23 protein-coding genes and 1 riboswitch are annotated in these 25,628 nt (G+C 63.2%); of the genes, 7 read left to right on the forward strand and 16 right to left on the reverse strand.

Going from position 1 to position 25,628, the window contains the following annotated elements:
* Positions 1 to 6: 6 nt before the first annotated feature.
* The 7 genes from L6D64_RS10550 to L6D64_RS10580 form a co-directional block, all read right to left on the reverse strand.
* A complete protein-coding gene (locus tag L6D64_RS10550) occupies positions 7 to 525 on the reverse strand; it encodes a retropepsin-like aspartic protease family protein (protein ID WP_176509990.1) in 519 nt (172 codons plus the stop codon).
* Entirely contained in the window at positions 522 to 1,508 is a 987-nt protein-coding gene (locus L6D64_RS10555) for an esterase-like activity of phytase family protein (protein ID WP_176509989.1), read from the reverse strand. The genes L6D64_RS10550 and L6D64_RS10555 overlap by 4 nt, the downstream gene beginning before the upstream one ends.
* Positions 1,505 to 3,409, reverse strand: a complete 1,905-nt coding sequence (parE, locus tag L6D64_RS10560) for a DNA topoisomerase IV subunit B (RefSeq protein ID WP_054887884.1) — start codon at positions 3,407 to 3,409, stop codon at positions 1,505 to 1,507. Before parE ends, L6D64_RS10555 begins: the two co-directional genes overlap by 4 nt.
* Before the next feature lie 34 nt (positions 3,410 to 3,443).
* Entirely contained in the window at positions 3,444 to 4,052 is a 609-nt protein-coding gene (locus L6D64_RS10565; protein WP_176509988.1) for a YqiA/YcfP family alpha/beta fold hydrolase, read from the reverse strand.
* 145 nt (positions 4,053 to 4,197) lie between these two features.
* Complete coding sequence (gene cpdA / locus L6D64_RS10570; protein ID WP_176509987.1) at positions 4,198 to 5,001, reverse strand: 3',5'-cyclic-AMP phosphodiesterase; 804 nt, start codon at positions 4,999 to 5,001, stop codon at positions 4,198 to 4,200.
* Positions 5,002 to 5,086: 85 nt separating this feature from the next.
* Positions 5,087 to 5,539 carry a DUF1249 domain-containing protein gene (locus L6D64_RS10575; RefSeq protein ID WP_054887887.1) on the reverse strand — a complete coding sequence of 151 codons (453 nt, stop codon included), beginning with the start codon at positions 5,537 to 5,539 and terminating at the stop codon, positions 5,087 to 5,089.
* Positions 5,530 to 6,147: an NUDIX domain-containing protein gene (locus L6D64_RS10580; protein WP_176509986.1), complete on the reverse strand. Its 618-nt coding sequence runs from the start codon at positions 6,145 to 6,147 to the stop codon at positions 5,530 to 5,532. Before L6D64_RS10580 ends, L6D64_RS10575 begins: the two co-directional genes overlap by 10 nt.
* A gap of 185 nt (positions 6,148 to 6,332) precedes the next feature.
* Between L6D64_RS10580 and L6D64_RS10585 the strand changes: the two genes are divergently transcribed.
* The gene (locus L6D64_RS10585) at positions 6,333 to 7,079 is read left to right on the forward strand and encodes an RsiV family protein (protein ID WP_079229937.1); all 747 of its coding nucleotides are present in this window, start codon (positions 6,333 to 6,335) and stop codon (positions 7,077 to 7,079) included.
* Here L6D64_RS10585 and cytX read toward each other — a convergent pair.
* Both cytX and thiC read right to left on the reverse strand, forming a co-directional pair.
* The gene (gene cytX / locus L6D64_RS10590; protein WP_176509985.1) at positions 7,048 to 8,331 is read right to left on the reverse strand and encodes a putative hydroxymethylpyrimidine transporter CytX; all 1,284 of its coding nucleotides are present in this window, start codon (positions 8,329 to 8,331) and stop codon (positions 7,048 to 7,050) included. The genes L6D64_RS10585 and cytX overlap by 32 nt on opposite strands.
* Before the next feature lie 165 nt (positions 8,332 to 8,496).
* A complete protein-coding gene (gene thiC / locus L6D64_RS10595; RefSeq protein WP_054887891.1) occupies positions 8,497 to 10,377 on the reverse strand; it encodes a phosphomethylpyrimidine synthase ThiC in 1,881 nt (626 codons plus the stop codon).
* A 154-nt stretch (positions 10,378 to 10,531) separates the two neighbouring features.
* A riboswitch (TPP riboswitch) is annotated at positions 10,532 to 10,638 on the reverse strand.
* Positions 10,639 to 10,799: 161 nt separating this feature from the next.
* Here thiC and L6D64_RS10600 point away from each other — a divergent pair.
* Positions 10,800 to 12,233 (forward strand): TolC family outer membrane protein, encoded by a 1,434-nt coding sequence (locus L6D64_RS10600; protein WP_176509984.1) that lies wholly within the window; start codon positions 10,800 to 10,802, stop codon positions 12,231 to 12,233.
* 110 nt (positions 12,234 to 12,343) lie between these two features.
* Here the strand turns inward: L6D64_RS10600 and waaA are convergent, their stop codons facing one another.
* Together waaA and L6D64_RS10610 are read right to left on the reverse strand one after the other, a co-directional pair.
* Positions 12,344 to 13,615, reverse strand: coding sequence for a lipid IV(A) 3-deoxy-D-manno-octulosonic acid transferase (waaA, locus tag L6D64_RS10605; protein ID WP_176509983.1), 1,272 nt, complete (start codon positions 13,613 to 13,615; stop codon positions 12,344 to 12,346).
* Positions 13,616 to 13,626: 11 nt separating this feature from the next.
* Positions 13,627 to 14,517 (reverse strand): LysR family transcriptional regulator, encoded by an 891-nt coding sequence (locus tag L6D64_RS10610; protein WP_176509982.1) that lies wholly within the window; start codon positions 14,515 to 14,517, stop codon positions 13,627 to 13,629.
* 87 nt (positions 14,518 to 14,604) lie between these two features.
* Here L6D64_RS10610 and L6D64_RS10615 point away from each other — a divergent pair, with 87 nt between their 5' ends.
* The 4 genes from L6D64_RS10615 to L6D64_RS10630 are packed head-to-tail and all read left to right on the forward strand — an operon-like array spanning position 14,605 to position 17,992.
* On the forward strand, positions 14,605 to 14,937 hold the full coding sequence (locus L6D64_RS10615) for a DMT family transporter (protein WP_054887895.1): 333 nt from the start codon (positions 14,605 to 14,607) through the stop codon (positions 14,935 to 14,937).
* Between the two features lie 46 nt (positions 14,938 to 14,983).
* Positions 14,984 to 16,159, forward strand: a complete 1,176-nt coding sequence (locus L6D64_RS10620; RefSeq protein ID WP_176509981.1) for an NAD(P)/FAD-dependent oxidoreductase — start codon at positions 14,984 to 14,986, stop codon at positions 16,157 to 16,159.
* Entirely contained in the window at positions 16,156 to 16,968 is an 813-nt protein-coding gene (locus tag L6D64_RS10625; protein WP_176509980.1) for an aldo/keto reductase, read from the forward strand. Before L6D64_RS10620 ends, L6D64_RS10625 begins: the two co-directional genes overlap by 4 nt.
* Before the next feature lie 55 nt (positions 16,969 to 17,023).
* A complete protein-coding gene (locus tag L6D64_RS10630) occupies positions 17,024 to 17,992 on the forward strand; it encodes a metal ABC transporter ATPase (protein WP_176509979.1) in 969 nt (322 codons plus the stop codon).
* Positions 17,993 to 18,046: 54 nt separating this feature from the next.
* On the opposite strand, the gene hldE is transcribed toward L6D64_RS10630, so the two are convergent.
* From hldE to L6D64_RS10645, 3 genes are all read right to left on the reverse strand, one after another.
* The gene (gene hldE, locus L6D64_RS10635; protein ID WP_176509978.1) at positions 18,047 to 19,468 is read right to left on the reverse strand and encodes a bifunctional D-glycero-beta-D-manno-heptose-7-phosphate kinase/D-glycero-beta-D-manno-heptose 1-phosphate adenylyltransferase HldE; all 1,422 of its coding nucleotides are present in this window, start codon (positions 19,466 to 19,468) and stop codon (positions 18,047 to 18,049) included.
* 129 nt (positions 19,469 to 19,597) lie between these two features.
* On the reverse strand, positions 19,598 to 21,406 hold the full coding sequence (gene msbA / locus L6D64_RS10640; protein ID WP_176509977.1) for a lipid A export permease/ATP-binding protein MsbA: 1,809 nt from the start codon (positions 21,404 to 21,406) through the stop codon (positions 19,598 to 19,600).
* A gap of 15 nt (positions 21,407 to 21,421) precedes the next feature.
* On the reverse strand, positions 21,422 to 22,597 hold the full coding sequence (locus L6D64_RS10645; RefSeq protein WP_176509976.1) for an O-antigen ligase family protein: 1,176 nt from the start codon (positions 22,595 to 22,597) through the stop codon (positions 21,422 to 21,424).
* Between the two features lie 103 nt (positions 22,598 to 22,700).
* Between L6D64_RS10645 and L6D64_RS10650 the strand changes: the two genes are divergently transcribed.
* Entirely contained in the window at positions 22,701 to 23,306 is a 606-nt protein-coding gene (locus L6D64_RS10650; RefSeq protein WP_176510020.1) for a lipopolysaccharide kinase InaA family protein, read from the forward strand.
* Positions 23,307 to 23,308: 2 nt separating this feature from the next.
* Here L6D64_RS10650 and L6D64_RS10655 read toward each other — a convergent pair whose 3' ends face one another.
* Together L6D64_RS10655 and L6D64_RS10660 are read right to left on the reverse strand one after the other, a co-directional pair.
* Positions 23,309 to 24,400, reverse strand: a complete 1,092-nt coding sequence (locus L6D64_RS10655) for a glycosyltransferase (protein ID WP_176509975.1) — start codon at positions 24,398 to 24,400, stop codon at positions 23,309 to 23,311.
* A gap of 263 nt (positions 24,401 to 24,663) precedes the next feature.
* Positions 24,664 to 25,620 (reverse strand): glycosyltransferase family protein, encoded by a 957-nt coding sequence (locus L6D64_RS10660; protein ID WP_176509974.1) that lies wholly within the window; start codon positions 25,618 to 25,620, stop codon positions 24,664 to 24,666.
* Between the last annotated feature and the right edge of the window lie 8 nt (positions 25,621 to 25,628).

Below are 25,628 nucleotides of genomic sequence, written 5' to 3' on the forward strand. Positions count from 1 at the left end.
GCCTCGTCATTTCAGGTTCTGGCGCAACAGCATGGTGCCGCCGCGCTGGGTAAATTCAAGTTGTTTCAGGGCGCTCATGCCCAGTAGCACGGTGTGCCCGTCCAGGCCCGGCACCACCAGGGCGCGCACGTTCTGCAGGCGGATATCACCCAACTGCAGGGTAGCCAGCCGGGTGCGATAGCCTTCGGTACGGCCGTTGGCAGTGCTCAGCATCACCGGACTGCCGCGCTGCAGGTCCAGGTCGTTGGCCAGTGGCTCCGGGATCGCCACGTCGGTGGCGCCGGTGTCGAGCATGAAATGCACCACCTGGCCATTGATCGCGCCGTCCAGCACGAAGTGGCCCTGGCCATTGCTCAGCAGCCGCACTTCGATGAAACCGTCGCCATGGGACGACTGTACCTGGGTGTTCGGGTTGCGCTCATGGTCTTCCCATTGCCCGAAGAATCGCGTGGCAAGGAACAGCCCCGCCGCCCAGGCGACGATCATCAGGACCTTGCCGGCACGCTTGCCCGGTGGTGCGGTCATGGGTTGGCGCTCCAGCCGCCCTGCGGCGCTTCGAAGCGCCAGACGATCGGCCGGCTTTCGCCATCGGCACGGTCACCGTTGTTGTTGTCCAGGCCGATCCAGGCGCCCTTGGCATCGATCACCAGCGCTTCAGCCAGGCCATATGGCTGATCGTAGCGGCGCTCAGGTACCAGCGCCTCGGCGGCGAATGACCAGCACTGCTCGACCTTGCCGCTCGTAGCGTCGCGCCGGCACACACGGTAAGCGTTGCGTTCGAGGGTAAACAACTTGCCCTCAAACCAGGCCAGGTCGGCGAAATCGCGGGACAGCGCCCGCGGGTTGGGCATTTGTGGCGGCTGCATCTCGACCCCGGCCTCGCTCAGCAACACGCAGCTGCGCCCGCACGTCCATACCGACTGCTGGCGCTCGATGGCCACCAGGCCGCGCCGCTCGCGCTCGGCCGCCAGCCACAGGCGGTCACCTTGCGGGTTGATCGCCAGGCCTTCGAACAGGGCATTGAAGTTGAGCAGCATGCCGCTGGCCCGAGCCTGGCGGACCATCGCCGGGTCGATCTTCAGCCACTCCGGCTCACCCTCGGCAGGCAACTGCAGCACCGCCGCGTGGGCCTCGCTGACCAGGAAGAGGTTGCCCGCCTGGTCACAGGTGATGCCTTCGTAATCCAGTTCGCCGCCACGCACGTAGGAGGCTGCCCAGTTACGCGATTTCAACCCCCACGGCAGGCCACTCTCTGGCACCGGCGGTGGCGTGAAGGTCAGCGGCTGAGCGCGCCAGACGGCGTTCTGCTGGTCGAAGCGGTAAATGCGGTCGTCATCCCGATCGGAAACGCCCCACAGCCCGCCCCGACACTCGACCAGGCCGGACAGGTTGCCGCCGCGCATACCCTCGATCGGGTGCTCGGAGGCCAGCTTCAGTTCCGGCCAGTTGCCCGCCAGGCTCGGCAGGGCAACCAGCGTCAGGCAGACCGCGACCAGCAGACGAATCAAACCAGAACCTCAGCCAGGTTGCCTTTGGTCTCCAGCCAGTTCTTGCGGTCACCGGCGCGCTTCTTGGCCAGCAGCATGTCCATGATCTCGGTAGTGCCCTGCACGTCATCCAGGGTCAGCTGGACCAGGCGCCGGGTGTTCGGGTCCATGGTGGTTTCCCGCAGCTGCGGCGGGTTCATTTCACCCAGCCCCTTGAATCGGGTGACCTGCGGCTTGCCGCGCTTCTTCTCGGCTACCAGGCGGTCGAGAATGCCGTCACGCTCGGCTTCGTCGAGGGCGTAGTAGATTTCCTTGCCCAGGTCGATGCGGTACAGCGGCGGCATGGCCACGTAGACGTGGCCGGCCTCGACCAGCGGACGGAAGTGCTGGACGAACAGTGCGCAGAGCAAGGTGGCGATGTGCAAGCCGTCGGAGTCGGCGTCGGCGAGGATGCAGATCTTGCCGTAGCGCAGCTGCGACAGGTCGGTCGCACCCGGGTCGACACCGATGGCCACGGCGATGTTGTGCACTTCCTGGCTGGCCAGGACTTCGCCGCCATCCACTTCCCAGGTGTTGAGGATCTTGCCACGCAGCGGCAGGATGGCCTGGTATTCCTTGTCACGCGCCTGCTTGGCCGAACCACCGGCGGAGTCACCCTCGACCAGGAACAGTTCGGCACGCATCGGGTCCTGCCCGGCGCAATCGGCCAGCTTGCCTGGCAAGGCCGGGCCCTGGGTGATGCGCTTGCGCTCGACCTTCTTGCTGGCCTTGAGGCGCCGGCCGGCGTTGCTGATGGCCAGTTCCGCCAGCTGCATGCCCAGCTCCGGGTGGGCATTGAGCCACAGGCTGAAGGCGTCCTTGACCACGCCCGAAACGAACGCTGCGGCCTCTCGGGACGACAGGCGCTCCTTGGTCTGGCCGGAGAACTGCGGTTCCTGCATCTTCATCGAGAGGACGAAGGTGATGCGTTCCCAGACGTCTTCCGGCGCCAGCTTGACGCCACGCGGCAACAGGTTGCGGAACTCGCAGAACTCGCGCATTGCATCGAGCAGGCCCTGGCGCAGGCCATTGACGTGGGTACCACCCTGGGCGGTGGGGATCAGGTTGACGTAGCTTTCCTGAACGCTGTCTCCGCCTTCGGGCAGCCACAACAGAGCCCAGTCGACGGCCTCCTTGTTACCCGCCAGGCTGCCGCAGAACGGCTCGTCGGGCAGGCGCTGGAACTCGCTGACCGAATCGACCAGGTACGAACGCAGGCCATCTTCATAGTGCCACTCGACCTTCTCGCCGCTGGCTTTGTCCTCGAAGCTGACCAGCAGGCCCGGGCACAGTACGGCCTTGGCCTTGAGCACGTGCTTGAGGCGGCTGATGGAGAACTTCGCCGAATCGAAGTACTTCGGGTCCGGGCTGAAATACACGCTGGTGCCGGTGTTGCGCTTGCCAACCGTGCCCACCACCTCCAGCTCGCTGGCCTTGAAGCCATCGGCAAAGGTCATCTGGTACTCGTTGCCGTCGCGCTTGACGCGCACGCGCACCTGGGTCGACAAGGCGTTGACCACCGAAATCCCCACGCCATGCAGGCCGCCGGAGAACTGGTAGTTCTTGTTGGAGAACTTGCCGCCGGCGTGCAGCTTGGTGAGGATCAGCTCGACGCCCGACACCCCTTCTTCAGGGTGGATGTCCACCGGCATGCCACGGCCATCGTCGCTGACTTCCAGCGAATGATCGGCGTGGAGGATGACCTGCACCGAGCGGGCATGGCCGGCCAGGGCTTCGTCGACACTGTTGTCGATGACTTCCTGGGCCAGGTGGTTGGGCCGGCTGGTGTCGGTGTACATGCCCGGGCGTTTACGCACCGGGTCGAGGCCGGAGAGGACTTCGATGGCGTCTGCGTTATAGGCGCTAGCGCTGGGATTGGCCATGGATTCTCGTCGTCAGTCTGGTGAATGCAAAAGATCAAAATACAGAAAAATCGAGCGCCGCATACTGCTGCCGGGCAATACCGGCGAATGCCAGCAGGCCTGGCAGTTGCTCGGCAAAGCCCTGGAAGCTGTGATCGCCTCCGGCCTGGATGCGCAGGGCGCACGCCCGGTAATAATGCTCGGCGTGGCGGTAGTCCAGGGTTTCATCGGCGGTCTGCAGCCACACTTGATAGCGACCTGGGTCGGCCGGCGCCGGCACTTCCAGTTCGGCCAGCGCCTGCACATGATCCAGCGTCAGCTCCCAGGTCTCGCCCGTGTAGTGGTTGCGCTGGGTCCCCAGATAACCATCGAAACGCTTGTGCGGGGTGACGGCCGGGTTGACCAGCAGGGCCTTCAGCCCATGGCGCTCGGCCAGATGAGTGGCATAGTAGCCGCCGAGCGAACTGCCGACCAGCAGCGGCGCACCCAGCTCGGCGATTGCGGCTTCGAGCTGGGCAATCGCCTGCCGTGGATGGTGGTGCAACTCCGGTATGCGCAGCTGCTGCGACAGGCCCAGTTGCTGCATGACGGCCGCGAGCTGGCGTGCCTTGGTGGACAGCGCCGAGCTGTTGAAGCCATGGATATAGAGGATGGAACCCGACATGCTGACCCCGGAATCTGTGGCTTTGCACCCGATCGAGTGGGCGCAGGGACGCGCAGTGTAGCGCGTTCACCGGGCTTTGGCGCCGCGGCAGGGATTTAGCAACATATTCTTCAAATAGCCGGGGCCGCGGCGTGGCGCCAGGTCTTCAATATCCCGCGCTGTTGAAGTCGAGCTTCACTTCAAAATCAACGGCCCGCTCTACCCCCGTCTCCACCCGCCCATCGGCATGCAGGCGCAACCAGCGATAGCCAGGCTGCTCTTCGCTGACCTTGAAGTCCTCGCTGCCCGCCTCAAACTGGATGCAGGTCGACGGCGTGGCCAGCAGGCGCAAGCCATCGCGCTGTTCATCCCACTCCTGGTGAATGTGCCCCCAAAGCAACACTTTCACCTGTGGATAACCCTGCAGGCGCCGCAGCAGCTGATCGGCATTGCGCAGACCGATCGGGGCGATCCAGGCACAGCCGATATCCACCGGCTGATGGTGACAGCACACCAGGCAATGACGCTCGCCGGCCGAGGCCAAGGCTTCATCGAGGATCGACAACTGGTCCTGCTCGAGCAGCCCATGGGTAGCGCCCTGCACCGCCGTGTTCAGCATGACCACGCGCCAGCTTGCTATATCCGTCACCGATTGCACCAGCTCAGGCGCAACCTGCGCCATGACCTGTGCTTCATCATGGTTGCCCGGCAACCAGCGGGTCGGCACGGCAAAGCCGCCGGTCAGTGCGCGGAAAGCTTGGTACGACGCGACACTGCCATCCTGGGAAAGGTCGCCGGTACACAGCAGCAAGTCGATACGCGGCTGCTCGCGCCCCACCTGGGCCACCACGTGCTGAAGGCTGTCGCGGGTATTGAGGCCCAGCAAGGTGCCCGCCGGGCTGGCGAACAGGTGGGCGTCGGTCAGTTGCACCACATGCACGGGCGCAGGGCTAGGGTCTGGGTGCGGCAAGGGCCGTCTCCTCGAACGGATTCTGCACGAATTATGGCGCTGGAACGGTTGCGAGCAAACACTCGAAACCGACCCAGGTCACATTTCAGCGCACACTTGCCAGTTCGTGGCCACAGGCCAGGCAATGGCTGAGCCATTCGCCGAGGAACAGATTGAGCTGCGCCTTCTCGTCCGGCTGGTGCATGGCCTCGTTGGGGTACGGATAAATGCTGCGCAGGCGGCGAGTGTGCTCGGCGCTGATCACTTCGGCCATGCGCGCATCGTGATACACCTGCACTTCCAGGTGCGGCACCGGCAGCCAGGGCAGGCTGTGCTCCTGGCGCACACGCAAGGTGGTGGTATAGGGGCAGGCCAGCAGCACATCGAGCACCAGCACGCCGAGCATCTGGTCGCCCTGGGTCATGCCGATGCGCCGCGAACTCTGGGTGGTGCGCATATCGGGCAGCAGGCGCATGAGCCGGGCATAGTTGGCCTCGCAGGCTGCTTGCAGCCCGGCCAGATCGACCCGATAACGCTCACGCAACAGGTTCACTTCCACATACCTCGAACTTCATCTTTGTTCAGCGCCAGCCACTGCAGGCTGATGATGGTCGCCGCGTTGCAGATTTGACCATCGCGCACTGCCTGCATTGCATCGTCGAACGACCATACGCGCACGCGGATGTCTTCGGCCTCTTCTTCCAGGCCATGCAGGCCACCCGCGCCTTCACTGGTGCAGCGGCCGAGGTAAAGGTGCACATACTCATCACTGCCACCGGGCGAAGGGAAGTAACGGGTAATCGGCCACAGGGCGCCTATCGCCAGCCCGGCTTCTTCCTGGGCTTCGCGATGCGCGACGTCTTCCAGTTCTTCTTCGCGGTCGATCAGCCCGGCGACCATCTCGATCAGCCATGGGTTGTCGACCTTGCCCAGGGCACCGACACGGAACTGCTCGATCAGCACCACCTCATCGCGCAATGGGTCGTAAGGCAGCACACAGACCGCATCGTGACGCACGAACAGCTCACGGCTGATCTCTCGGCTCATGCCGCCTGCGAACAATTCATGGCGCAGGTGCACCTTGTCGAGCTTGTAGAAGCCCTTGAAGCAGTTGGCCCGCTTGACGATCTCGACCGCCCTGGGCACCGAATTCAACGTGTCTGACATGGAAATCCTCATCACCTCATTTACCGCATCGCGCCATCCTACTCTGCACGGTTGCCCGTTTCACCCCTTTCCGGCAACCGTTCGCACACTCGGGACAGGCCGCCTTCACTCTGTTAGCTTAGTGGCGAACTGAAGGCCGCGCAGACGGTCAAAGGCCGACTTTTCCCTGTTCTGCAAGGATCACCATGACACTTGTCAAACTGACTTCCGTGGCCGTGCTGGCACTCGCTCTGGGTGCCTGCCAGAGCCTGTTCGCACCCAATTACCGGACCCCGCTCGAGGTCAAGCGTGATGCCTGGGAGCACGTCAAGCCAGGCTGCAGCGCAAGCGACTGCCCGCTGGTGAACATCGACACCGTCCACTTTCCGGCCCAGCCCAAGCTCGATGCCATCGTCGAAAAACGCCTGCTGCAGCTGACCGAAGACAATCAGCATGGCACCGCGCCAAGCACCCTGCAGGCCTACGAGCAGCAGTACCTGGCCAGTGCCGACAAACGCAACAGCAGCTACCTGCAAGCCAAGGTACGCGAGCAGCATGACGGGCTGGTGATCATCGAGCTGTCCAGCTACCTCGACAGCGGCGGTGCCCACGGCATGCCGGGGCGCGGCTTCATCAACTACTCACGCAAACTGGACAAGGTGCTGACCCTGCAGGACATGCTGGTGCCAGGCCAGGAGGAAACCTTCTGGAAGACCGTGGAGGAGTCGCACCGGGCCTGGTTGATCAGCGTGGGCATGGACAAGGACGCCGAGTTCGTCAAGACCTGGCCCTTCAAGCGGTCGCCGCACATCGCCCTGACGTACGGCGCGCTGGTGGTGAAATACGAGGTCTATGCCATTGCGCCCTACTCCATGGGCCACGTGGAACTGAAGATCCCCTACCCACGCCTCAACGGCGTGCTCAAGCCTGAGCTGTTTCCCGGCCGCGGCTGAAGCTCAGCAGGCCATGCAGCCCACCTGCCAGCAGCAGTGCTGGCAGGGTAGCCCCCAGCTCCGGCGCCTTGGCGGCGATCAGGTGATAGGCCGCCACACCCACCACCCAGGCCAGCAGCGCCTGCCAGTGCAAGCCACCGATCTGGGTCGGCAGGCGACGACGACGGATCACGTAGTGGTCCATCAGCACCACGCCGAACAGCGGTGCAAACACCGACCCGATCAACAGCAGGAAGTTTTCGTACTGGGCCAGTGGCGCCAGCAAGGCGATCAGGGTGCAGAGCACGCCGATGGCCAAGGCAAGGTGCTCGACCTTCAGGGGCAACAGCACGCCAGTGGAAACGGCAGCCGAATGAATATCGGCAAAGGCCTTTTCCGACTCGTCCAGCAGGATCAGCAGCAGTGGGATGCCCATGCCGGCACCCGCAAGGGCCAGCAGCAGCGCATTGACCTCGCCACTGGCGGCAAAGGCCAGGGTGTAGGCCACGCCCAGGCTCATCAGCCAGGTGTTGCCGATGAAGTAGCCGGCAACGGTGCCGCCGAACACAGGCTTGCCGTTACGGGCGAAACGCGAGTAGTCGGCGATCAGCGGCAACCAAGACAACGGCATGGCGATGGCGATGTCGAAGCCCACCGCCAGCGACATCGAACCATCACCAGCGCGGTTCCACAGCGCCGCCAGGTCGGCCTTGGCGAACAGGTTCCAGGTCAGCCACAGGCACGCGCCCAGCAGCAGCCAGATACCCCAGGCACGCAGCACCTTGCGCACGAACGCCAAGGGGCCGCTGACCGCCAGCAGGGTGGCCAGGCCACCGAAGCACAGCGTCCACAGCATCGGGCTGTTCCAGGCGCTGGCCTCGCCGAACGCCCGCGCGCCCAGCAGGCTGGCGGCGTCGCGCATGACGATGAGTTCGAATGCGCCCCAGCCCACCAGTTGCAGCAGGTTGAGCAGGGCTGGCAGGCGCGCGCCATGGCTACCCAGGCTAAGCCTCAGGGTGCCCATGGCTGACAGGCCGGTGTCACTGCCGATGACCCCGGCAGCGCCGAGCAACAGCACACCGACACCGGTGCCAAGGGCAATGGCCAGGACCGCGCCAGCCAGGCCAAGGCCAGGGGCGAGCATGGCGCCTACCTGCAGGACCATCAGGCCGATGCCGAGGGAGAACCACAGCGAGAACAGGTCGCGGGCGCCGAAGATGCGCTGGTGGATGGGGACCGGGTGGTCGGGGGAAAACTGGCTGGGTGATGTCATTATTGGCGCTCGCCGGCAATGTTGTTGGTGTTCTTGGCGAGGACTTCGTCCTCAAATCGCGACACAAGGCCGCTCCCACAAGAACAGCGCAGGCATCCAGCCTTGCGCGGTCCCTGCGGAAGCGGCCTTGTGTCGCGAAAGGGCCGCAAAGCGGCCCCAGCGTTCTTACACTTTGTGGTACAGCTGGCTGCCTTCCTGGCGGAACCGTTCGGCCTGCTCACGCATGCCTTGCTCGACCGTTACATCCACGGTCTCGATCTTGGCCGCGTATTCACGCACTTCCTGGGTAATCTTCATCGAGCAGAACTTCGGCCCGCACATCGAGCAGAAGTGCGCGACTTTGGCCGATTCCTTCGGCAGGGTTTCGTCGTGGAAGGCTCGCGCGGTGTCCGGGTCCAGGCCCAGGTTGAACTGGTCTTCCCAGCGGAATTCGAAACGCGCCTTGGACAAGGCATTGTCACGAATCTGCGCGCCCGGATGGCCCTTGGCAAGGTCGGCAGCATGGGCGGCGATCTTGTAGGTGATGATGCCGGTCTTGACGTCATCCTTGTTCGGCAGGCCCAGGTGCTCTTTTGGCGTGACGTAGCAGAGCATGGCGCAACCGAACCAGCCGATCATTGCCGCACCAATGCCGGAGGTGATGTGGTCGTAACCCGGGGCGATGTCGGTAGTCAGCGGGCCGAGGGTGTAGAACGGTGCCTCGTCGCAGCACTCCAGCTGCTTGTCCATGTTCTCCTTGATCAGTTGCATCGGCACGTGGCCAGGGCCTTCGATCATGCACTGCACATCGTGCTTCCAGGCGATCTTGGTCAGCTCGCCGAGGGTTTCCAGCTCACCGAACTGGGCGGCGTCGTTGGCGTCGGCGATCGAGCCAGGGCGCAGGCCGTCGCCTAGCGAGAAGCTGACGTCGTAGGCCTTCATGATTTCGCAAATCTCATCGAAGTGCGTGTACAGGAAGTTCTCTTTGTGATGCGCCAGGCACCACTTGGCCATGATCGAGCCGCCGCGGCTGACGATCCCGGTGACCCGCTTGGCAGTCAGCGGCACATAGCGCAGCAGCACCCCGGCGTGGATGGTGAAATAGTCCACGCCCTGCTCGGCCTGTTCGATCAGGGTGTCGCGGAACAGCTCCCAGGTCAGGTCCTCGGCGACGCCGTTGACCTTTTCCAGGGCCTGGTAGATCGGCACGGTACCGATCGGCACCGGCGAGTTGCGGATGATCCACTCGCGGGTTTCGTGGATGTGCTTGCCGGTGGACAGGTCCATGACAGTGTCCGAGCCCCAGCGGATACCCCAGGTCAGCTTGGCCACTTCTTCTTCGATCGAGGAGCCCAGGGCACTGTTGCCGATGTTGCCGTTGATCTTCACCAGGAAGTTGCGGCCAATGATCATTGGCTCCAGTTCCGGGTGGTTGATGTTGGCCGGGATGATCGCGCGGCCACGGGCGATTTCCTGGCGGACGAATTCCGGGGTGATTTCTTTCGGGATGTTGGCACCGAAGCTGTGGCCGGCATGCTGCTCGTTGAGCAGGCCGGCGGCGCGGGCCTCTTGCAGCTTCATGTTCTCACGGATGGCCACGTATTCCATCTCGGCGGTGATGATGCCCTTGCGCGCGTAATGCATCTGCGAAACGTTGGCGCCAGCCTTGGCCCGGCGCGGGTTGCGCACATGGGCGAAGCGCAGCTTGGCAAGTTCCGCATCGTTCAGGCGCTGCTGGCCGAAGTCGGAGCTCAGGCCGTCGAGGCGCTCGGTGTCACCGCGTGCATCGATCCAGGCCGAACGCACATCGGCCAGGCCCTTGCGCACGTCGATGATGACGTTGGGGTCGGTGTACGGGCCGGAGGTGTCGTAGACCAGAACTGGCGCATTGCTTTCGCCACCGAAGTCGGTGGGCGTGTCGTCCAGGCTGATTTCGCGCATGGGCACGCGGATGTCCGGGCGCGAGCCTTCGACGTAGACCTTGCGCGAACGCGGGAACGGTTGCACGGACTGCTGATCGACTTGTGCCGATTCGCTGAGGTTGATCGTTTTTTCTTGTTTAGTCATCACAGGCTCTCCAGACGGCTTCCTAGCAGGGGAATGTCGGGGTGAACCTGAAAGACGTGGACGCACCCTGGAACGGGTGCAGTGCCGGATGGGGGGTGCCTGAAGCTGCGTGCAGCTGCGACATTCCCGGACCTGGCACAAGAGGCTCCCCGGGAAGGCGAGCAATCTTGTTCCCTACGCAGGCGCTAACCTGATCAGGTTCAACGGGATCCGCACCTCTGCGATCTCAGCCTTTGCTTCAAGGCACCCCGACAAGAACATGCGCAGTCTAGACTGGAGTGGTCGGCAAAGCCAAGCGGGTAAAACGCAGGGGAGATGAAAGGCGCAACCTATGATTGTTGGCGGATGCGCATGGCACTACACTGGCCCGTCGCTCGATACTCAACAGTTCAGTAATTAAATTTCGTACAAGGATTGCCTCTATGCTGCGCAAACTTTCACTGGCGATAGCCGTGTCTTGTGCGTCCAACGGAGTGGTCTGGGCAGCGGACATGCCCACGACGGTAAGGACCGATCTGGTCAGCGTTTACCAGGAAGCGGTAGATAACAACGCCGATCTTGCTGCCGCCCGTGCCGATTATGGCGCCCAGAAAGAAGTGGTACCGCAGGCGCGTGCCGGCCTGCTGCCAAACCTCTCGGCCGGCGCCGAGATGATGAATGCCCGCACCAAGATCGACCACCCATCAGCCACCACCAACCGCAGTGGCAACACCTGGAGCGCGACCCTCGCGCAACCGATCTTCCGCGCGGATCGCTGGTTCCAGCTGCAGGCTGCCGAAGCGGTCAACGAGCAGGCAGCGCTGCAACTGTCGGCTACCGAGCAGAACCTGATCCTGCAGACTGCGCAGGACTACTTCTCCGTGCTGCGCGCCCAGGACAACCTGGCGGCGACCAAAGCTGAAGAAGCCGCCTTCAAGCGCCAGCTGGACCAGTCCAACGAACGGTTCGACGTCGGCCTGTCCGACAAGACCGACGTGCTGCAATCCCAGGCCAGCTACGATACCGCCCGGGCCAACCGGATCATCGCCGAACGCCAGGTGCAGGATGCCTTCGAGGCCCTGGTCACTCTGACCAACCGCGAATACACCTCGATCCAGGGTGTGGTGCACACGCTACCGGTGAAGGTGCCGACCCCCAACGACGCCAAGGCCTGGGTGGAAACCGCCGGCCGCCAGAACCTCAACCTGCTGGCCACCAACCACGCGGTTGCCGCCGCCGAAGAAACCCTGCGCCAGCGCAAAGCCGGCCATGCGCCGACCCTCGATGCGGTGGCCAAGTACGAAAAAGGCGACAACGACAGCCTGGGCTTCACCAACCCGTCGCCGTTCGGCCAGCGTTACAGCGGGGACGTCGAGCAGACCAGCATCGGCCTGCAGCTGAACATTCCGATCTACAGCGGCGGCCTTACCAGTTCGCAGGTACGCGAGGCCTACCAGCGCCTCAGCCAGAGCGAACAGCAGCGGGAAAGCCTGCGCCGCCAGGTGGTGGAGAACACGCGTAACCTGCACCGCGCGGTGAACACCGACGTAGAGCAGGTCCAGGCACGCAAACAGTCGATCATCTCCAACCAGAGCGCCCTGGAAGCCACCGAAATCGGCTACCAGGTCGGCACCCGCAACATCGTCGACGTGCTCGACGCCCAGCGCCAGCTGTACACCTCGGTACGCGACTACAACAACAGCCGCTATGACTACATCCTCGACAACCTGAGCCTGAAACAGGCGGCTGGGACCTTGAGCCCGCAGGACCTGCAGGACCTCAAGCAGTACCTGAAACCGGACTACAACCCGGACAAGGACTTCCTGCCACCGGACCTGGCGGCCGCCGCTGCGAAAAACTTCGAGCGCAGGCCTTGAGACCGCCGTTGGCTTCTTCGCGGGTAAACCCGCTCCCACAGGTGCAGCACAGGTCTGAAGCCTTGCAATAATCCTGTGGGGGCGGGTATACCCGCAAGTCAACACAAAAATCAGCCGAGAAGCTTGCCCAGGCCATCCAGCAAGCGCTGCAAGGCGCCCTGATTGGCCTGCATCACTGCCCTGCCCGCCGCGCCCATGCGCTGCGAATCCTGCGGCAATTCGATCAACCGCCGCACCGCCTCGGCCAGCCCGTCGGCATCATCGACCTGTTGCAACGCCCCCGCCTCGCGCAGCATCGCGCTGATTTCAAGGAAGTTGAATACATGCGGCCCCATGAGCACCGGCAGGGCCAGTGCTGCGGGCTCCAGCGGGTTATGGCCGCCAGTGGCCACCAGGCTGCCGCCGACGAAGGCGATGTCGGCCAGGGCATAGAGGAACAGCAACTCGCCCATGGTGTCGCCAAGCAACACTTGCGTTCGGGCATCCACCGGTGTGCCGACAGAGCGACGCACCGTGGCGAACTGCCCGGCGCACAAGGCATGCACGGCATCGAACCGCTCAGGATGACGCGGCACCAGAATCAGCAGCGCGTCACCATGTACCTGCAGCAGCTGCCGGTGCGCCTGCAGGATCAAGGCATCCTCACCCTCGTGAGTACTGGCAGCGATCCACACCGGGCGCTGGTTGGCACCCCACTGTTCGCGAAGTGCCTTGGCACGGGGCTGCAAGTGATCATCGAGCTTCAGGTCGAACTTGATCGAGCCGGTCACCTTAACGCACTCGGGACGCGCGCCCAGCTCACGGAAGCGTTGCGCCTCGGTTTCGGTCTGCACGGCGATCAGGCTCATCTCGCCCAGCATTGGCCAGGTCAGCTTGGCAAAGCGCCCATAGCCACGGGCCGAGCGCTCGGACAGCCGGGCATTGGCCAAGGCCACCGGAATGCCGCGCCTGGCGCATTGGTGGATATGGTTGGGCCACAGTTCGGTTTCCATGATGATGCCTAGCCGCGGGCGCACCTGGTCAAGAAAGCGTCCGGCCGCCCATGGCAGGTCATAAGGCAGGTAGCAATGCTGGATGCGCGGCTCATCGGCGAACATCGCGCGAATGCGCTCGGAGCCGGTCGGGGTCATGCAGGTGAGCGTGATCGGCAGGTCCGGGTAGGCCTTGAGCAGCGCACGCACCATCGGTGCGGCGGCAATGCTTTCGCCGACCGACACCGCATGCACCCAGATCCCGCCCTGGCGCATGGCCGGCAGGCTACAGGCAAAGCGCTCGCCGATGCGCTGGCCGTAGGCCGGTGCCTTGCGAGCACGCAGGTACAGGCGCAGCGCAACCAGCGGCAGGCCCAGATGAAACAGCAAGGTATAGAGTGTTCTGTTCATGGCCGCGGAGTTTACCCGATCGCACGCAAGTGCACTGCAAAGCGCTCGGCCAGCCATTGCGCAGCCGGGCCCAGCGGTGCATCGCGGCGCCAGGCCAGTTCGGCCACCAGTGCAGGCGGGCGCCATTCGCTGTCGAGCTCGACCATGTGCGCCTGGTAGGTCGGGTATTGCACCACATGCCGCGGCAGCCAGGCCCAGCCCAGGCCACGCATCAGCAGCTCAGCCATGGCGTAGAAGCTGTCGGCGCGCCAGACCTGCGGGCTGATCGCTTCGCCGCCGGGGTAGCCACTTTGCTGCGGGGTGATCAGCAATTGCCGGTGACGGGCCAGTTGCTGGCGGGTGACCTGACCTTCGCGAGCAAGCGGATGACCTGCCGCGCACACGGTGACCATTTCCACGCTGCCCAAGGCGCGACGCTCCAGTGATGGCGGGATGCTCTCGTGGTGGAAGAACAACCCCAGGTCGGCACGGCGCTCGGCCAGCTTGCGCGCCACGTCACCCTGGGCGCCACTGGCCAGCTGCACTTCCAGATAAGGGTAACGGCTAGCCAGCTCGTCAAGGCTGTCGATCACCGGCTGATACGGCATCGCCTCGTCCTGGGCAACCCGCAACAGGGCTTCCTGGCCTCGCATCAACGCCAGGGCACGACCATCCAGGCGTTCGCACTGGCGCAAGAGTTCGCGCGCATCTTCCAGCAACGCCGTGCCATTTTCAGTCAGTTTCGGCTGGCGCCCGCTGCTGCGCTCGAACAACGTGACACCGAGGTCGGTTTCCAGCAGCGCGATGGCATTGCTGATGGCCGATTGGGCCTTGCGCTGTTCGCGGGCCACCGCGGAAAACGAACGCAATTCGGCGACACGCAGAAAGGTCCGCAATTGCTCGAGGTTCCATTGCTCAGCCATCTACCTATCTCTCATATGGATGGGTAATGACTTTACCGCATCTGGGTAACCTCTAGAATGCCCAGCCAGTAACCGGAGGATCCTGCCATGAACGCCTATACCTATCTCGCCATCGCCATTTGCGCCGAAGTCATCGCCACCGCCTCCATGAAGGCCGTGAAGGGGCTGAGCACGCCGTTGCCGTTGCTATTGATGGTGGTTGGCTACGGGATCGCGTTCTGGATGCTGACCTTGGTGGTGCGCAGCATTCCAGTGGGCATCGCCTACGCGATCTGGTCGGGCCTTGGCATCGTGCTGATCAGCGTGGCGGCGCTGGTGGTCTATGGGCAGAAGCTGGATGTACCGGCCATGTTGGGCATGGCGATGATCGTGGGTGGCGTGGTTGTGATTCAGCTGTTTTCCAAAACTGCCGGGCACTGAGGCAGCCTGTATACTTGCCAGCTGTCCCAGTCTTCGAGGTACCGCCATGCCAACCGCCATTTCCACTGACGTACTGATCGTCGGCGCCGGGGTCGCAGGCCTCTGGCTCAATGCCCGCCTGCGTCGCCTGGGTTACTCGACAGTACTGGTGGAGCGCGCCAGCCTCGGCGGCGAGCAGACCATCAAGTCCCAGGGCATCATCCATGGTGGTACCAAGTACGCCCTGCATGGCGCCCTGACCGGTGCCTCGGAAGCCATCGCCGACATGCCGCGGCGCTGGCGCGAAGCGATCAACGGCAGCGGCGAACTGGACCTGACCGGCACCCGCCTGCTGTCCGACGCGCATTACCTGTGGTCGCCTGGCACCCTGGCCGGCAACCTGACCAGCTTCTTTGCCAGCAAGGCGGTGCGTGGCCGGGTCGATCAGGTAAAAGGCGAGCAATTGCCGCCGGCCCTGCAGGATCGTGGCTTCAAGGGCAAGGTCTACCGCCTGGCAGAGCTGGTGATCGACGTGCCGAGCCTGCTGGCGAACCTGGCCGAACTGGCCGGCAACAGCCTGCTCGCGGGCGAACGGATCGAACCGCTGCGCGAGGGCGAACAGCTGGCTGGCCTGCGCATCGACGGCCGCGAAATCCGCGCCCAGCGCATCGTCCTCAGCGCCGGCGCTGGCACCGAACAGCTGCTGCATGCGCTGGGCCTGGAGCAACCCGCCATGCAGACCCGTCCGTTGCACATGGTCCTGGCCAAAGGGCCAAACCTCAAGCCGCTTTATGCACACTGCCTGGGCGGTGGGCCGAAACCGCGTGTAACCGTCACCACCCACCCGGCCGCCGACGGCCAGTGGGTCTGGTACCTGGGCGGCGATCTCGCCGAAGCCGACGGCGTGGCTCGCGAGCCTGCCGCACAGATTGCCGCAGCGCAGAAGGAAATCGCCAGCCTGCTGCCATGGGTCGATCAAAGCCAGGTGCGCTGGGCGACCCTGCGCGTCGATCGCGCCGAGCCGGCACAGTCCGGCCTGGTCCGCCCCGACAACGCCTTCCTTGCCGAACAGCAACGCCTGCTGGTGGGCTGGCCGACCAAACTGGCACTGGCACCAGACTTCAGTGACCGCGTACTGGCCAGCCTCGATCGCGATGGCGTGCGCCCGGCAGCGCAGGCCGACCTTTCCGGCCTGCCGCGCCCGGCGCTGGGTGTACCGGCCTGGGAGCAACTGCTGCCATGACCTTGCCTACCTTGCATGGCTTGCACCGCCCACTGGGCAGCACCGGCTTCACGGTTTCGCCACTGGGCCTGGGCACGGTCAAGCTGGGCCGCGACCAGGGCGTCAAATATCCCAATGGCTTCACCATCCCCGGCGATGACGAAGCGCGAATGTTGCTGGCCCAGGCTCGCGAGCTGGGTATCAACCTGATCGACACCGCCCCGGCCTATGGCCGCAGTGAAGAGCGCCTGGGGCCGTTGCTACGCGGCCAGCGCGATGAATGGGTGATTGTCAGCAAGGTGGGAGAGGAGTTCGAGGAGGGTCAGTCCAGCTTCGACTTCAGCGCCGCCCACACCCGCCGCTCGGTGGAGCGCAGCTTGCGCCGGCTGGAAACTGACCGCATCGAACTGGTGCTGGTGCACTCCGATGGCAATGATCTGGAAATCCTCGAGCAGCAAGAGGTCTACCAGACCCTGGCCGCGCTCAAGCAGGAAGGCAAGATTCTCGGCTATGGCCTCTCCGGCAAGACGGTCGCCGGTGGCTTGAAGGCACTGGAGCAAGGCGATTGCGCCATGGTCACCTACAACCTCAACGAGCAGGCAGAACGCCCGGTGCTGGACTACGCTGCCGAACACGGCAAAGCCATTCTGGTAAAGAAGGCACTGGCCAGCGGGCACATCTGCCTTGCACCGGGGGTCGATCCGGTGCAAGCCAGCTTCGAGCTACTGTTCGCCCACCCGGGCGTGAGCAGTGCTATCGTCGGCACCATCAATCCGTTGCACCTGGCCCACAACGTGGCCACCGTCGCCCGCATCCTGGGCCAGCATTGAGTTTTCACTCTCCCAAGCTGGGCCTGGTGAATGACCCGACGCAAGGAGGAGCCTCGTGGCGCGTACGCTGATCCGCAAGAACCCGAGCAACTTCAAGACACTGCCACTGCATGTCGAAGCCACCCCCGAAGGCCTGGTCTACCAGAGCATCGGCATGCCCCTGAACTTCGCCCAGACCCAGCAACGGCGGCGCGCCATCCAGCTTGCCGACAAGCAGCGCTTCGTGGTCGAACTGGCCAACCTGGGCGTTTCGGTACGCCTGACCCTGCACTGGCAGCACCGTGACTACTGGGTGCTGGTGAGGCAGCGCCGCCAGGACCGCGGGGATGTGGTCCTGAAACTGATTTCCGGCTATGTCCCCGCTCAGGAACTGAACCTGCCGCTGCACACCGCCGTGCAGGAGGTCGCTGAAGAATGCCTGCTGGAAACCCCGGAAGGCTGGCTGAGCGGGCGTTTCAACGACACCTGGCTGCCCGCCCCCTACGCCGCCGCACTGCATTACCGTGAAGCCTTGCCGTTCGTGCTGATGCCGGAATCAGGGGCCGCCCGCCCGGTGCACTGCGGCAACCTGATGTTGCTGGAACGGCCGCGGGCCTACGTGCACCTGCCAACGGCTTCACTGCAGCTGATCTACGACATGCGCCTGCAGGTGCCAAGGGAGGCCAAGACACTTAGCCTGTTCCATGTCGATGAGCGCCTGGAAGGCGACCAACTGGTGGCACGGCTCAACCGCAAGCGACCGGATCTGTACCTGATGCCGGTACAGGATGGTCAACCGTTGGCGGAGCTTTACACACTCAAGAAGGATGAGCTTGTGCCGGCGAGTACCCGCGGGCTGTACCTGGCCGAGAGCTTTGCCCGGCAGGACGGCTGGGTGGTGGCCGATGAGCGGATTCGCTGGAAGGACTGGGTGAAGCAGCAGGGGCTGGTCGAGCGCAAGGTGGCGCCGGCTTCGCCTTTGCAGCGCTTTGGCAATAAGGCACGAGCGCTGCTGGAGCGGGCCCGCACTTCACTTCACAAGTGATATGCCAGGGCTTGCCCGCTCCCACAGGGGCCGCCAAAACGACCCAGGGCCCGATCAGTTCTTGCGGATCTTCTCGACGATGGCTGTGGTCGAGCTGTTTTCGACCAGCCCCAGCACCTTCACGGTGCCGCCATAACCTTTGACGATATCGGCACCTACCACCTGGTCAATGCCATAGTCACCGCCCTTGACCAGCACATCCGGCTTGACCTGACTCAGCAGGTTTTCCGGCGTGCCTTCAGGGAAGCTGATCACCCAGTCCACCGCCCCCAGGCCGGCCAGCACGGCCATGCGCCGGTCAACGCTGTTGATCGGACGGCCCGGCCCCTTCAGGCGGCTGACCGACGCATCGTCGTTGACGGCGACGATCAGGCGGTCACCCTGGGCACGCGCCTGCTCCAGATAGGTGACATGCCCGGCGTGCAGAATGTCGAAGCAGCCGTTGGTGAAGACGATCTTCTCTTTGTGCGCCCGCGCATCGTCGATGGCCAGCAGCAGTTGCTCCAGGCCCAACACGCCTCGCTCGGAGCCTTCCTCGCGCTGGATCGCCCGGCGCAGTTCCGGGGCACTGATCGCGGCGGTACCCAGCTTGCCGACCACGATGCCAGCAGCCAGGTTGGCCAGGGCCACCGCGTGGGGCAGGTCTTCACCTGCGGCAATGGCAGCCGCCAGGGTCGAGATGACGGTATCGCCGGCACCGGTCACATCGAACACTTCACGCGCGCGGGCAGGCAGGTGCAGCGCCGGCTGGCCAATGCGCAGCAGGGTCATGCCATGCTCGCCACGGGTCACCAGCAGCGCACCAAGGTCCAGGTCCTGAAGCAACTGCAGGCCTTTGGCGACCAGCTCGGCCTCATCGGCGCAGCGGCCGACAATGGTCTCGAATTCGCTGAGGTTCGGGGTGATCAGGCTGGCGCCTCGGTAGATGGAAAAATCCTTGCCCTTGGGGTCGGCCAGCACGGGAATGCCCTTGGCACGAGCGGCCTGGATCAGGCTCTGGTGGTTCTTCAGCGCACCCTTGCCGTAGTCGGACAGGACCAGGACCTTGACGCCTTCGAGCAACGTGTCGACTTCCGCGCCAAGCGACAGTGGGTCGGTGGCGAACGGCTCTTCGAAATCGATGCGTAGCAGTTGCTGGTGACGGCTCATGACCCGCAGCTTGACGATGGTCGGCTGATGCGCGATGCGCTGGAATACCGAACGCACGCCAGCGGCCTGCAGGCTGTTGGCCAGGCTGTCGGCGGCCTCATCCTGGCCGGTGACACCGATCAGTGAGGCGGGTGCGCCGAGGGCGGCGATGTTCAAGGCAACGTTGGCCGCGCCGCCGGGGCGATCCTCGATCTGATCGACCTTGACCACCGGCACTGGCGCTTCAGGCGAGATACGCGAAGTACCGCCATGCCAGTAGCGGTCGAGCATGACATCGCCGACCACCAGTACCGGGGCTTGATCGAAACGCGGCATGGACAACTTCATGGGCAACCCATATGGAAATAATGAACAGGGGCAGGATATTAGCACAGGGTAGTCGACGGCTTTACGGCCAGATGCACCCTGGAAAATCCCCGTGACAATCGGGGCCGATAAGGCCCCGATCAAGGTGGGTCAGGTGATATCGGCCTTGGCCGGCTCATCCAGGCCCATGGCATGCAGGCGGGCATAATGGCCATTGGCCGCGAGCAATTCGGTATGGGTACCGCGCTCGACCAGGCGGCCCTGGTCCATCACCAGGATCTGATCGGCCTTCTCGATGGTCGACAGGCGGTGGGCGATCACCAGCGTGGTTCGGCCTTGCATGACGTGGTCCAGAGCGGCCTGGATATGCCGCTCGGACTCGGTATCCAGCGCCGACGTGGCTTCGTCGAGGATCAGCAGCGGGGCGTTCTTCAACAGCGCCCGGGCAATCGCCAGGCGCTGACGCTGACCACCGGAGAGCAGCACGCCGTTTTCACCGACTTCGGTATCGAAGCCTTTTGGCAGTCGGTCGACGAATTCCTTGGCATAGGCATCTGCGGCAGCCGCTTCGATATCGGCACGCGGGGCGCCAGCCAGGTCGCCATAGGCGATGTTGTTGGCCACGGTGTCGTTGAACAGGGTGACGTGCTGGGTCACCTGGGCCACATGGCGACGCAGGTTGCGCAGGCGATAGTTCTCGATCTCCACGCCATCGAGCAGGATCTGCCCTTGGTCATGATGATAGAAACGCGGTATCAGCGCCGCCAGGGTCGACTTGCCGCTACCCGAACGCCCAACCAGCGCGATCATCTGCCCAGGCTCGGCGACGAAGCTGATGTCGCTCAACACCTCGCGCTCGGTGCCAGGATAGGTGAAGCTCAGGTTACGCACTTCAAGCCGGCCCTCCACTCGCTCCTTCTCGACGGTGCCAGTGTCGATCTCCGGCTGCTCGTCCAGCTGCTCGAAGATGCTCTCTGCACCCGCCAGGCCCTTCTGGATGGTCGAGCTGACTTCCGACAGCTGGCGAATGGGCTTGGGCAACAGCCCCGCCGCCGTGATGTAGGCCACCAGGTCACCGGCGGTGGACTCACCGCGCAGGAACAGCACCAGGAACATCAATGCTGCCATGGCGCTGTAGATCACCAACTGCAGCAGCGGCGTGTACAACGAGCCGGTCTTGGTCATGTGCAGCTGCTTGTCGGTGTTGCTCTGGCTGGCATTGCCGAAGCGCTGCTGCTCGTAGGCTTCGCCGCCGAAGCTGCGTACCACGCGGTAACCCTGGATGGTTTCGGACGCGACATGCGTCACGTCGCCCATGGCAGACTGGATTTTCTTGCTCTGCTTGCGGAATTTCTTGCTGGCAATGCTGACCATCACCGCGATCACCGGCAGGATGGCGACCATCACCAGGGTCAAATGCCAGTTCATCCACAGCAGGTAGCCAAACAGGAATACCACCGTCAGGCCTTCACGGATCACCACCTTGATCGCATCGGTGGCAGCACCGGTGACCATGGTCACGTTGAAGGTGATCCGCGAAATCAGGTGGCCCGAGTTGTGGTTGTCGAAGTAGCGATTGGGCAGCACCAGCAGCTTGTTGAACAGTTCGACGCGCAGGTCGTGCACCAGGCAAAGGGAAACCTTGGCCAGAAAATAGTTACCCAGGAACGAGCCCAGGCCCTGCCACGCAGCGATCAGGATGATCAGCAGCGGAACCGCCTGCAGCAGCTGCAGGTCGCGCAGGTAGGGCACATTGGGGAACAGTACCGCTTCCGGGTTGCTCAGCCCGTCGACGAAATACTTGAGAATCCCGGCCAGCATGGGCTGGGTCGAAGCAAAGATCACAAAACCGACAATGCTCAGCAGGAAAATGCCGACATAGGGTTTCACGTAGCTCAGCAGCCGGAAGTAGATCTTCAGGCTGGAGCTGTGCTCCGCCGGTAGCGGTGTTTCGGCCATCATCGAGCTCGCTGTTCAGGTTGAACCAGAAATTTTACCACAGGCGTCATTTTCGGCACGTACCCATGGCAATAGCATGACCAGGCCAACTGGCAGCCAGCTGACGAACCATTCCGCACGGGGCGTCGTGGTGAGGCTGGCGGCGTCGAATTGCATGGCCATGGTCGAGTAGATCCAGAGGCTGAGCAGAATCTTGCCAAAGAGCGTGCCGCGCGCCCGAACGATCTCGCCGAGGGCGAACAGCCACACGGCAATCCACAGCAGCATCCCGGGCAACCCCAGTTCAACCGCAACATGGGTGAACATGTTATGGGTGTGATCGAACTGCAAACCCGCGGCTTCTACCTTGTAATAAGCACCCAGCCCCAACCCACCCCATGGGTGCTCACTGATCATGTGCAGCGCAGAGCTGAAAATTTCGGGACGGAAGGACGAGCCACGCAAGGCGATGAGGTCGTAGACGACGTAGAAAGCCAGCCCGGTGCTGACCACTGCGAGCAGCGCCATGAGCTGGCTGTGCCTGTCACGGAACCACAGGGGGGCCAGGATCACAGGGATGATCAGTGCCAGTACCGCGCCACGGCTCTGGCTCAAGGCGACAAATGCGGCCAGGCAGGCCAGTGCCAATAGCCACCCCAGGCGCAAGGCAGGCTGCCGTGGAAGATCGTACAGCAGCAGCAAAGCCGCGATGCCGACGACATAGGCGCCAAGGATCGGGTGCGAAATCTCGCCGATGCCTTCCAGGCGAGCAACCAGCGGCATGGCCTGGACACCGTAGAACCTGACAATCGAGATCAGCGCGGCAATCGCCAGCAATACGGCCCCTATTCGTAACAACTGACGAATACGGTGCGTCCCCAACTGCCCTATGATTGGGAACGCCAGCAAGAACAGCAGAATGTAAAGCAGCCGCTTGCCTTCGCGCCAAAACTGTTCATTATTTGACCAGGCCATGCTCAGCGCGCCCCAGGCCAACAACAGCGCCAACGCCCCCCACAGCGCGGGCTGATGCCGCCAGGCATCTACCAGAATACGTCTCGCCGACCATGCCACTACCAACGTGGGCAGCCACAGGAACAAGATCATGCCTTGCTGATACAGCTTGTTGCTGGGAGCCAAGGCAATCGCTGCCAGGAACCAGATCAACCCAAATGCCAACCAGGCCTTGGCCCAGTTCTTCTGATACAACATCCATACTCCCCGGTAACGCAAATGACACCAGACATGGTGCAACAGCTTTATTTTCGGCATTATTGCCAGTCATTTTCGCTTGCCAGACGACAAGGCCTTATACATGCAGTGCTCCCGCCTCTCCCAGGTCGACTTCGATCAGCTGACACTTGGAGCCCAGGTGCTAGAGGCAGATAGCCATGGCGCCAAAGTTTACCTGCTCAGGGATGGAAACTTCCTAAAGGTTTTTCGTAGGAAGCGTCTGATTTCATCTGCGTTGCTTCGACCGTACTCGCAGCGCTTTGTCGACAATGCCGCTCGCCTGCGACAACTCGGGATCCCCACGCTCGAAGTGATCAGCCAGCACAAGCTCGATGTGCCAGGCAGAACAGCAGTGCTGTATCGCCCTCTGCCAGGGCGGACACTGCTGCAACTATCGCGTGATGCCGAGTTCAGCTGGGCCACCTACCTGCCCCGGCTGATCGAACTGATCCGCCAACTGCACCGCAATGGCGTGTACTTCCGCTCGCTGCACCTGGGTAATGTAGTCGTAACGCCTGATCAACATCTCGGCCTGATCGATGTGGCAGACATGCGCTTCCTGCGCCCGCCACTCTCTGCACGGATGATCAGGCGCAATGTGCAACACATGGTGCGTTACATCGAGCGGGAAAACCTGGGTGAGCAATTCCCGCTCGCCGACTTCGAGGCGGCTCTGCTGGCGCGCTGACTTCAACCACGCAGCAGCTTCTGCGCCCCGTCACAGAACGCCTGCCATGCCGCCTCGGGCGCCAGTGCCTCGCGCTGACGAGCGGCCATGGCCTGAGCGCTGGGGGCATCGCAGCGTTCGATTGCCTGGGACCAAGCTTCAACGTCGCCAACCGGCAGATACAAGCCCGCTTCCCGCAACTGCTCACGAAACACTGGCAAGTCGCTGCAAATCACCGGTAGATCCGCCATTACGGCTTCTTGCACTACAAGGCCCAAGCCCTCGGCACGCGACGGCACCAGCAGCCAGTCAAACGCCCGGTAGAGTTGCTGCAAATTATCGTGGTGGCCGCACAGCAACACCCGCCCGGTCAGCCCCAGCGCATCAATTTGCGCCGCCAAACTGGCGCGCAGAGGACCATCACCGACAATCGCCAAGCGCATGTCCGGGCGCTTGGCGGCCCCCTTGGCGAATGCCTCGATCAGCATCGCGAAGCCTTTACTCTCGACCAGCCGTCCCACGGCTCCGAGCACCTGACCGGTCGCTTGGGGTAATGCCAGCGCCTGGCGGGCCTGCTCACGACTGAGTAGTGGCCTGGCGAAGGCCTGCGGGTCGAATGCCATGCGCAGCGCCTGCACAGGACGACCAATGTCCTGCTCAAGCGAGCGCGCCAAAGTCTGCGAGACTGCTGCGATGCTCAGACGCTCTGGCGGCAACTGGTTCAACAAGCGCACGTCGCTGGCATTGAGCCGGGTACTGCCATGGAACAGCACTTTGACCCGTATTCCCGGAACCTGGTGCAATACCGGCAGCACCAGGCGTGCTACCCCTACACCATCGAGCAGGATGACGTCAGCACGGGCTTGTTGCAGCGCCCTGCGCAGACGCAGGCGCTGCCAGGGCAGCAATAGACGCCAAAGGCTTTTTCCCTTCAGCACACGCTGCGGTATGTGCCACACGCGGGTGGGGCCACGACCGTGACACAGCTCGCCCCCAAGTAACAACCAGTTACTGATGGAAGCATCGGCCCCTGCGTGCGACAGCACCTGCTGGTGGACCTTGTGGATGGACATGTACGGCGAACCGCCTGCCCACATCATATTGACGATATTCATGGGGATAGCGCCCCTCGCCCGTCCAGGCCAGGTGGGACTGCAACCTCAATTTCAAGAATCGGATTTCCCATGCAGACAAGGGCACCCATAACCAGCGTCAATGCCGGTCTTACCCGACATGACGCCGGAAAAGCGCCCTTCACCAGCATAGGCTGGAAATGTTGGACAGCAGTGCTGCCCCTTGGATGACCCTGGCAACACGGCTTAGTGCCCGGCATCAACATGAAACCTTCAGCCAACGCTGTCATCTCAGAGGCAGGTGGTCAGAAGCCGAGTTTCAGGCGCAAGCGCTGCCATGCAGACAGCGGCGGCTGAGGCCTGAGCGCCGGGCGCATATGCTCGACGATACTGCGCCCCACTGCCGCGAAACTGAAACGCGACACTGCCAACTCGCGACCATTTTCGGCAATCTGCTGTGCTAGCGCAGGGTTTTCGCGCAAAGTGCGTAACTTTGCCTGCAAGGTCGGTATGTTGTCGTAGAACACGACATTGACCATGTCCTGCAGCCCTAACGCGCGATTCTCTGCTTCGCCCTGGTCGTAGGCCAGCAGCACACAGCCGCAAGCCATGGCTTCGAAGTTCTTGATCATGTACTCGCCCATGCCCACGTCGGCGCTGACGAAGTACTGGATACGGTTGAGCGTGTTGCAGTAATCCTCGCCCGACTTGGTGCGGGTCACGACCAGGTTTTCTACCTGCCCCAGCTCGTCCAGCAGCGCCTTGCGCCCGCTGTACGCGACACTGTTGGTGCTGCCGACGAATGCCAGTTCGATATCGCGCTCACGGCCCTGGTCGGCCAGCAGTTGTTCATCGTAGCCCTTGGGCACGAACACCGCGTCGAAGCCCTCCTGACGCAGACGCTCGCTGACGCTGTAGCCCGAGCTGATCACGCGCGCCCACGGCATCTTGCGGTAATGCGCGCTGAACTTGCCGGTGTACTTGCAAGGGATGTAGTTCTGGTAGGCGTCGTGCTCGAGAATGACCAGGTTTGGCACCGTGCGGATGAAGGCGGCCTGGCGGATCTCTTGCTTGAAGCGCAGGAAGAAGACGATACGGTCATAGCGCTCGACCTGCACCTCACGCTTGAAGTAACGGCGCAGGTTGCGCTGGTCTTCGCTGGTCAGCCAGCGCAGATCGCATTCACAGTTGGCCGCGACGCCATCGTACAGGCGATCGAGGATCGCGCGCTGTTCCTTCTGTACCAGAAATAGGACTTTCATTGCTTTCC

The organism is Pseudomonas urethralis (assembly GCF_021602465.1).
Taxonomy (GTDB): Bacteria; Pseudomonadota; Gammaproteobacteria; order Pseudomonadales; family Pseudomonadaceae; genus Aquipseudomonas; species Aquipseudomonas vlassakiae.

Excerpts from the sequence above, each read along its gene's own strand:
- L6D64_RS10550 (WP_176509990.1), bottom strand. The coding sequence starts at position 525 with ATGACCGCACCACCGGGCAAGCGTGCCGGCAAGGTCCTGATGATCGTC.
- L6D64_RS10625 (WP_176509980.1), top strand. The coding sequence starts at position 16,156 with ATGACCTTGCCTACCTTGCATGGCTTGCACCGCCCACTGGGCAGCACC.
- L6D64_RS10600 (WP_176509984.1), top strand. The coding sequence starts at position 10,800 with ATGCTGCGCAAACTTTCACTGGCGATAGCCGTGTCTTGTGCGTCCAAC.
- L6D64_RS10650 (WP_176510020.1), top strand. The coding sequence starts at position 22,701 with ATGCAGTGCTCCCGCCTCTCCCAGGTCGACTTCGATCAGCTGACACTT.
- hldE (WP_176509978.1), bottom strand. The coding sequence starts at position 19,468 with ATGAAGTTGTCCATGCCGCGTTTCGATCAAGCCCCGGTACTGGTGGTC.
- L6D64_RS10565 (WP_176509988.1), bottom strand. The coding sequence starts at position 4,052 with ATGTCGGGTTCCATCCTCTATATCCATGGCTTCAACAGCTCGGCGCTG.
- L6D64_RS10580 (WP_176509986.1), bottom strand. The coding sequence starts at position 6,147 with ATGTCAGACACGTTGAATTCGGTGCCCAGGGCGGTCGAGATCGTCAAG.
- cytX (WP_176509985.1), bottom strand. The coding sequence starts at position 8,331 with ATGACATCACCCAGCCAGTTTTCCCCCGACCACCCGGTCCCCATCCAC.
- L6D64_RS10660 (WP_176509974.1), bottom strand. The coding sequence starts at position 25,620 with ATGAAAGTCCTATTTCTGGTACAGAAGGAACAGCGCGCGATCCTCGAT.
- parE (WP_054887884.1), bottom strand. The coding sequence starts at position 3,409 with ATGGCCAATCCCAGCGCTAGCGCCTATAACGCAGACGCCATCGAAGTC.
- msbA (WP_176509977.1), bottom strand. The coding sequence starts at position 21,406 with ATGGCCGAAACACCGCTACCGGCGGAGCACAGCTCCAGCCTGAAGATC.
- L6D64_RS10615 (WP_054887895.1), top strand. The coding sequence starts at position 14,605 with ATGAACGCCTATACCTATCTCGCCATCGCCATTTGCGCCGAAGTCATC.
- L6D64_RS10610 (WP_176509982.1), bottom strand. The coding sequence starts at position 14,517 with ATGGCTGAGCAATGGAACCTCGAGCAATTGCGGACCTTTCTGCGTGTC.
- L6D64_RS10645 (WP_176509976.1), bottom strand. The coding sequence starts at position 22,597 with ATGTTGTATCAGAAGAACTGGGCCAAGGCCTGGTTGGCATTTGGGTTG.
- waaA (WP_176509983.1), bottom strand. The coding sequence starts at position 13,615 with ATGAACAGAACACTCTATACCTTGCTGTTTCATCTGGGCCTGCCGCTG.
- L6D64_RS10655 (WP_176509975.1), bottom strand. The coding sequence starts at position 24,400 with ATGAATATCGTCAATATGATGTGGGCAGGCGGTTCGCCGTACATGTCC.
- L6D64_RS10585 (WP_079229937.1), top strand. The coding sequence starts at position 6,333 with ATGACACTTGTCAAACTGACTTCCGTGGCCGTGCTGGCACTCGCTCTG.
- L6D64_RS10620 (WP_176509981.1), top strand. The coding sequence starts at position 14,984 with ATGCCAACCGCCATTTCCACTGACGTACTGATCGTCGGCGCCGGGGTC.
- thiC (WP_054887891.1), bottom strand. The coding sequence starts at position 10,377 with ATGACTAAACAAGAAAAAACGATCAACCTCAGCGAATCGGCACAAGTC.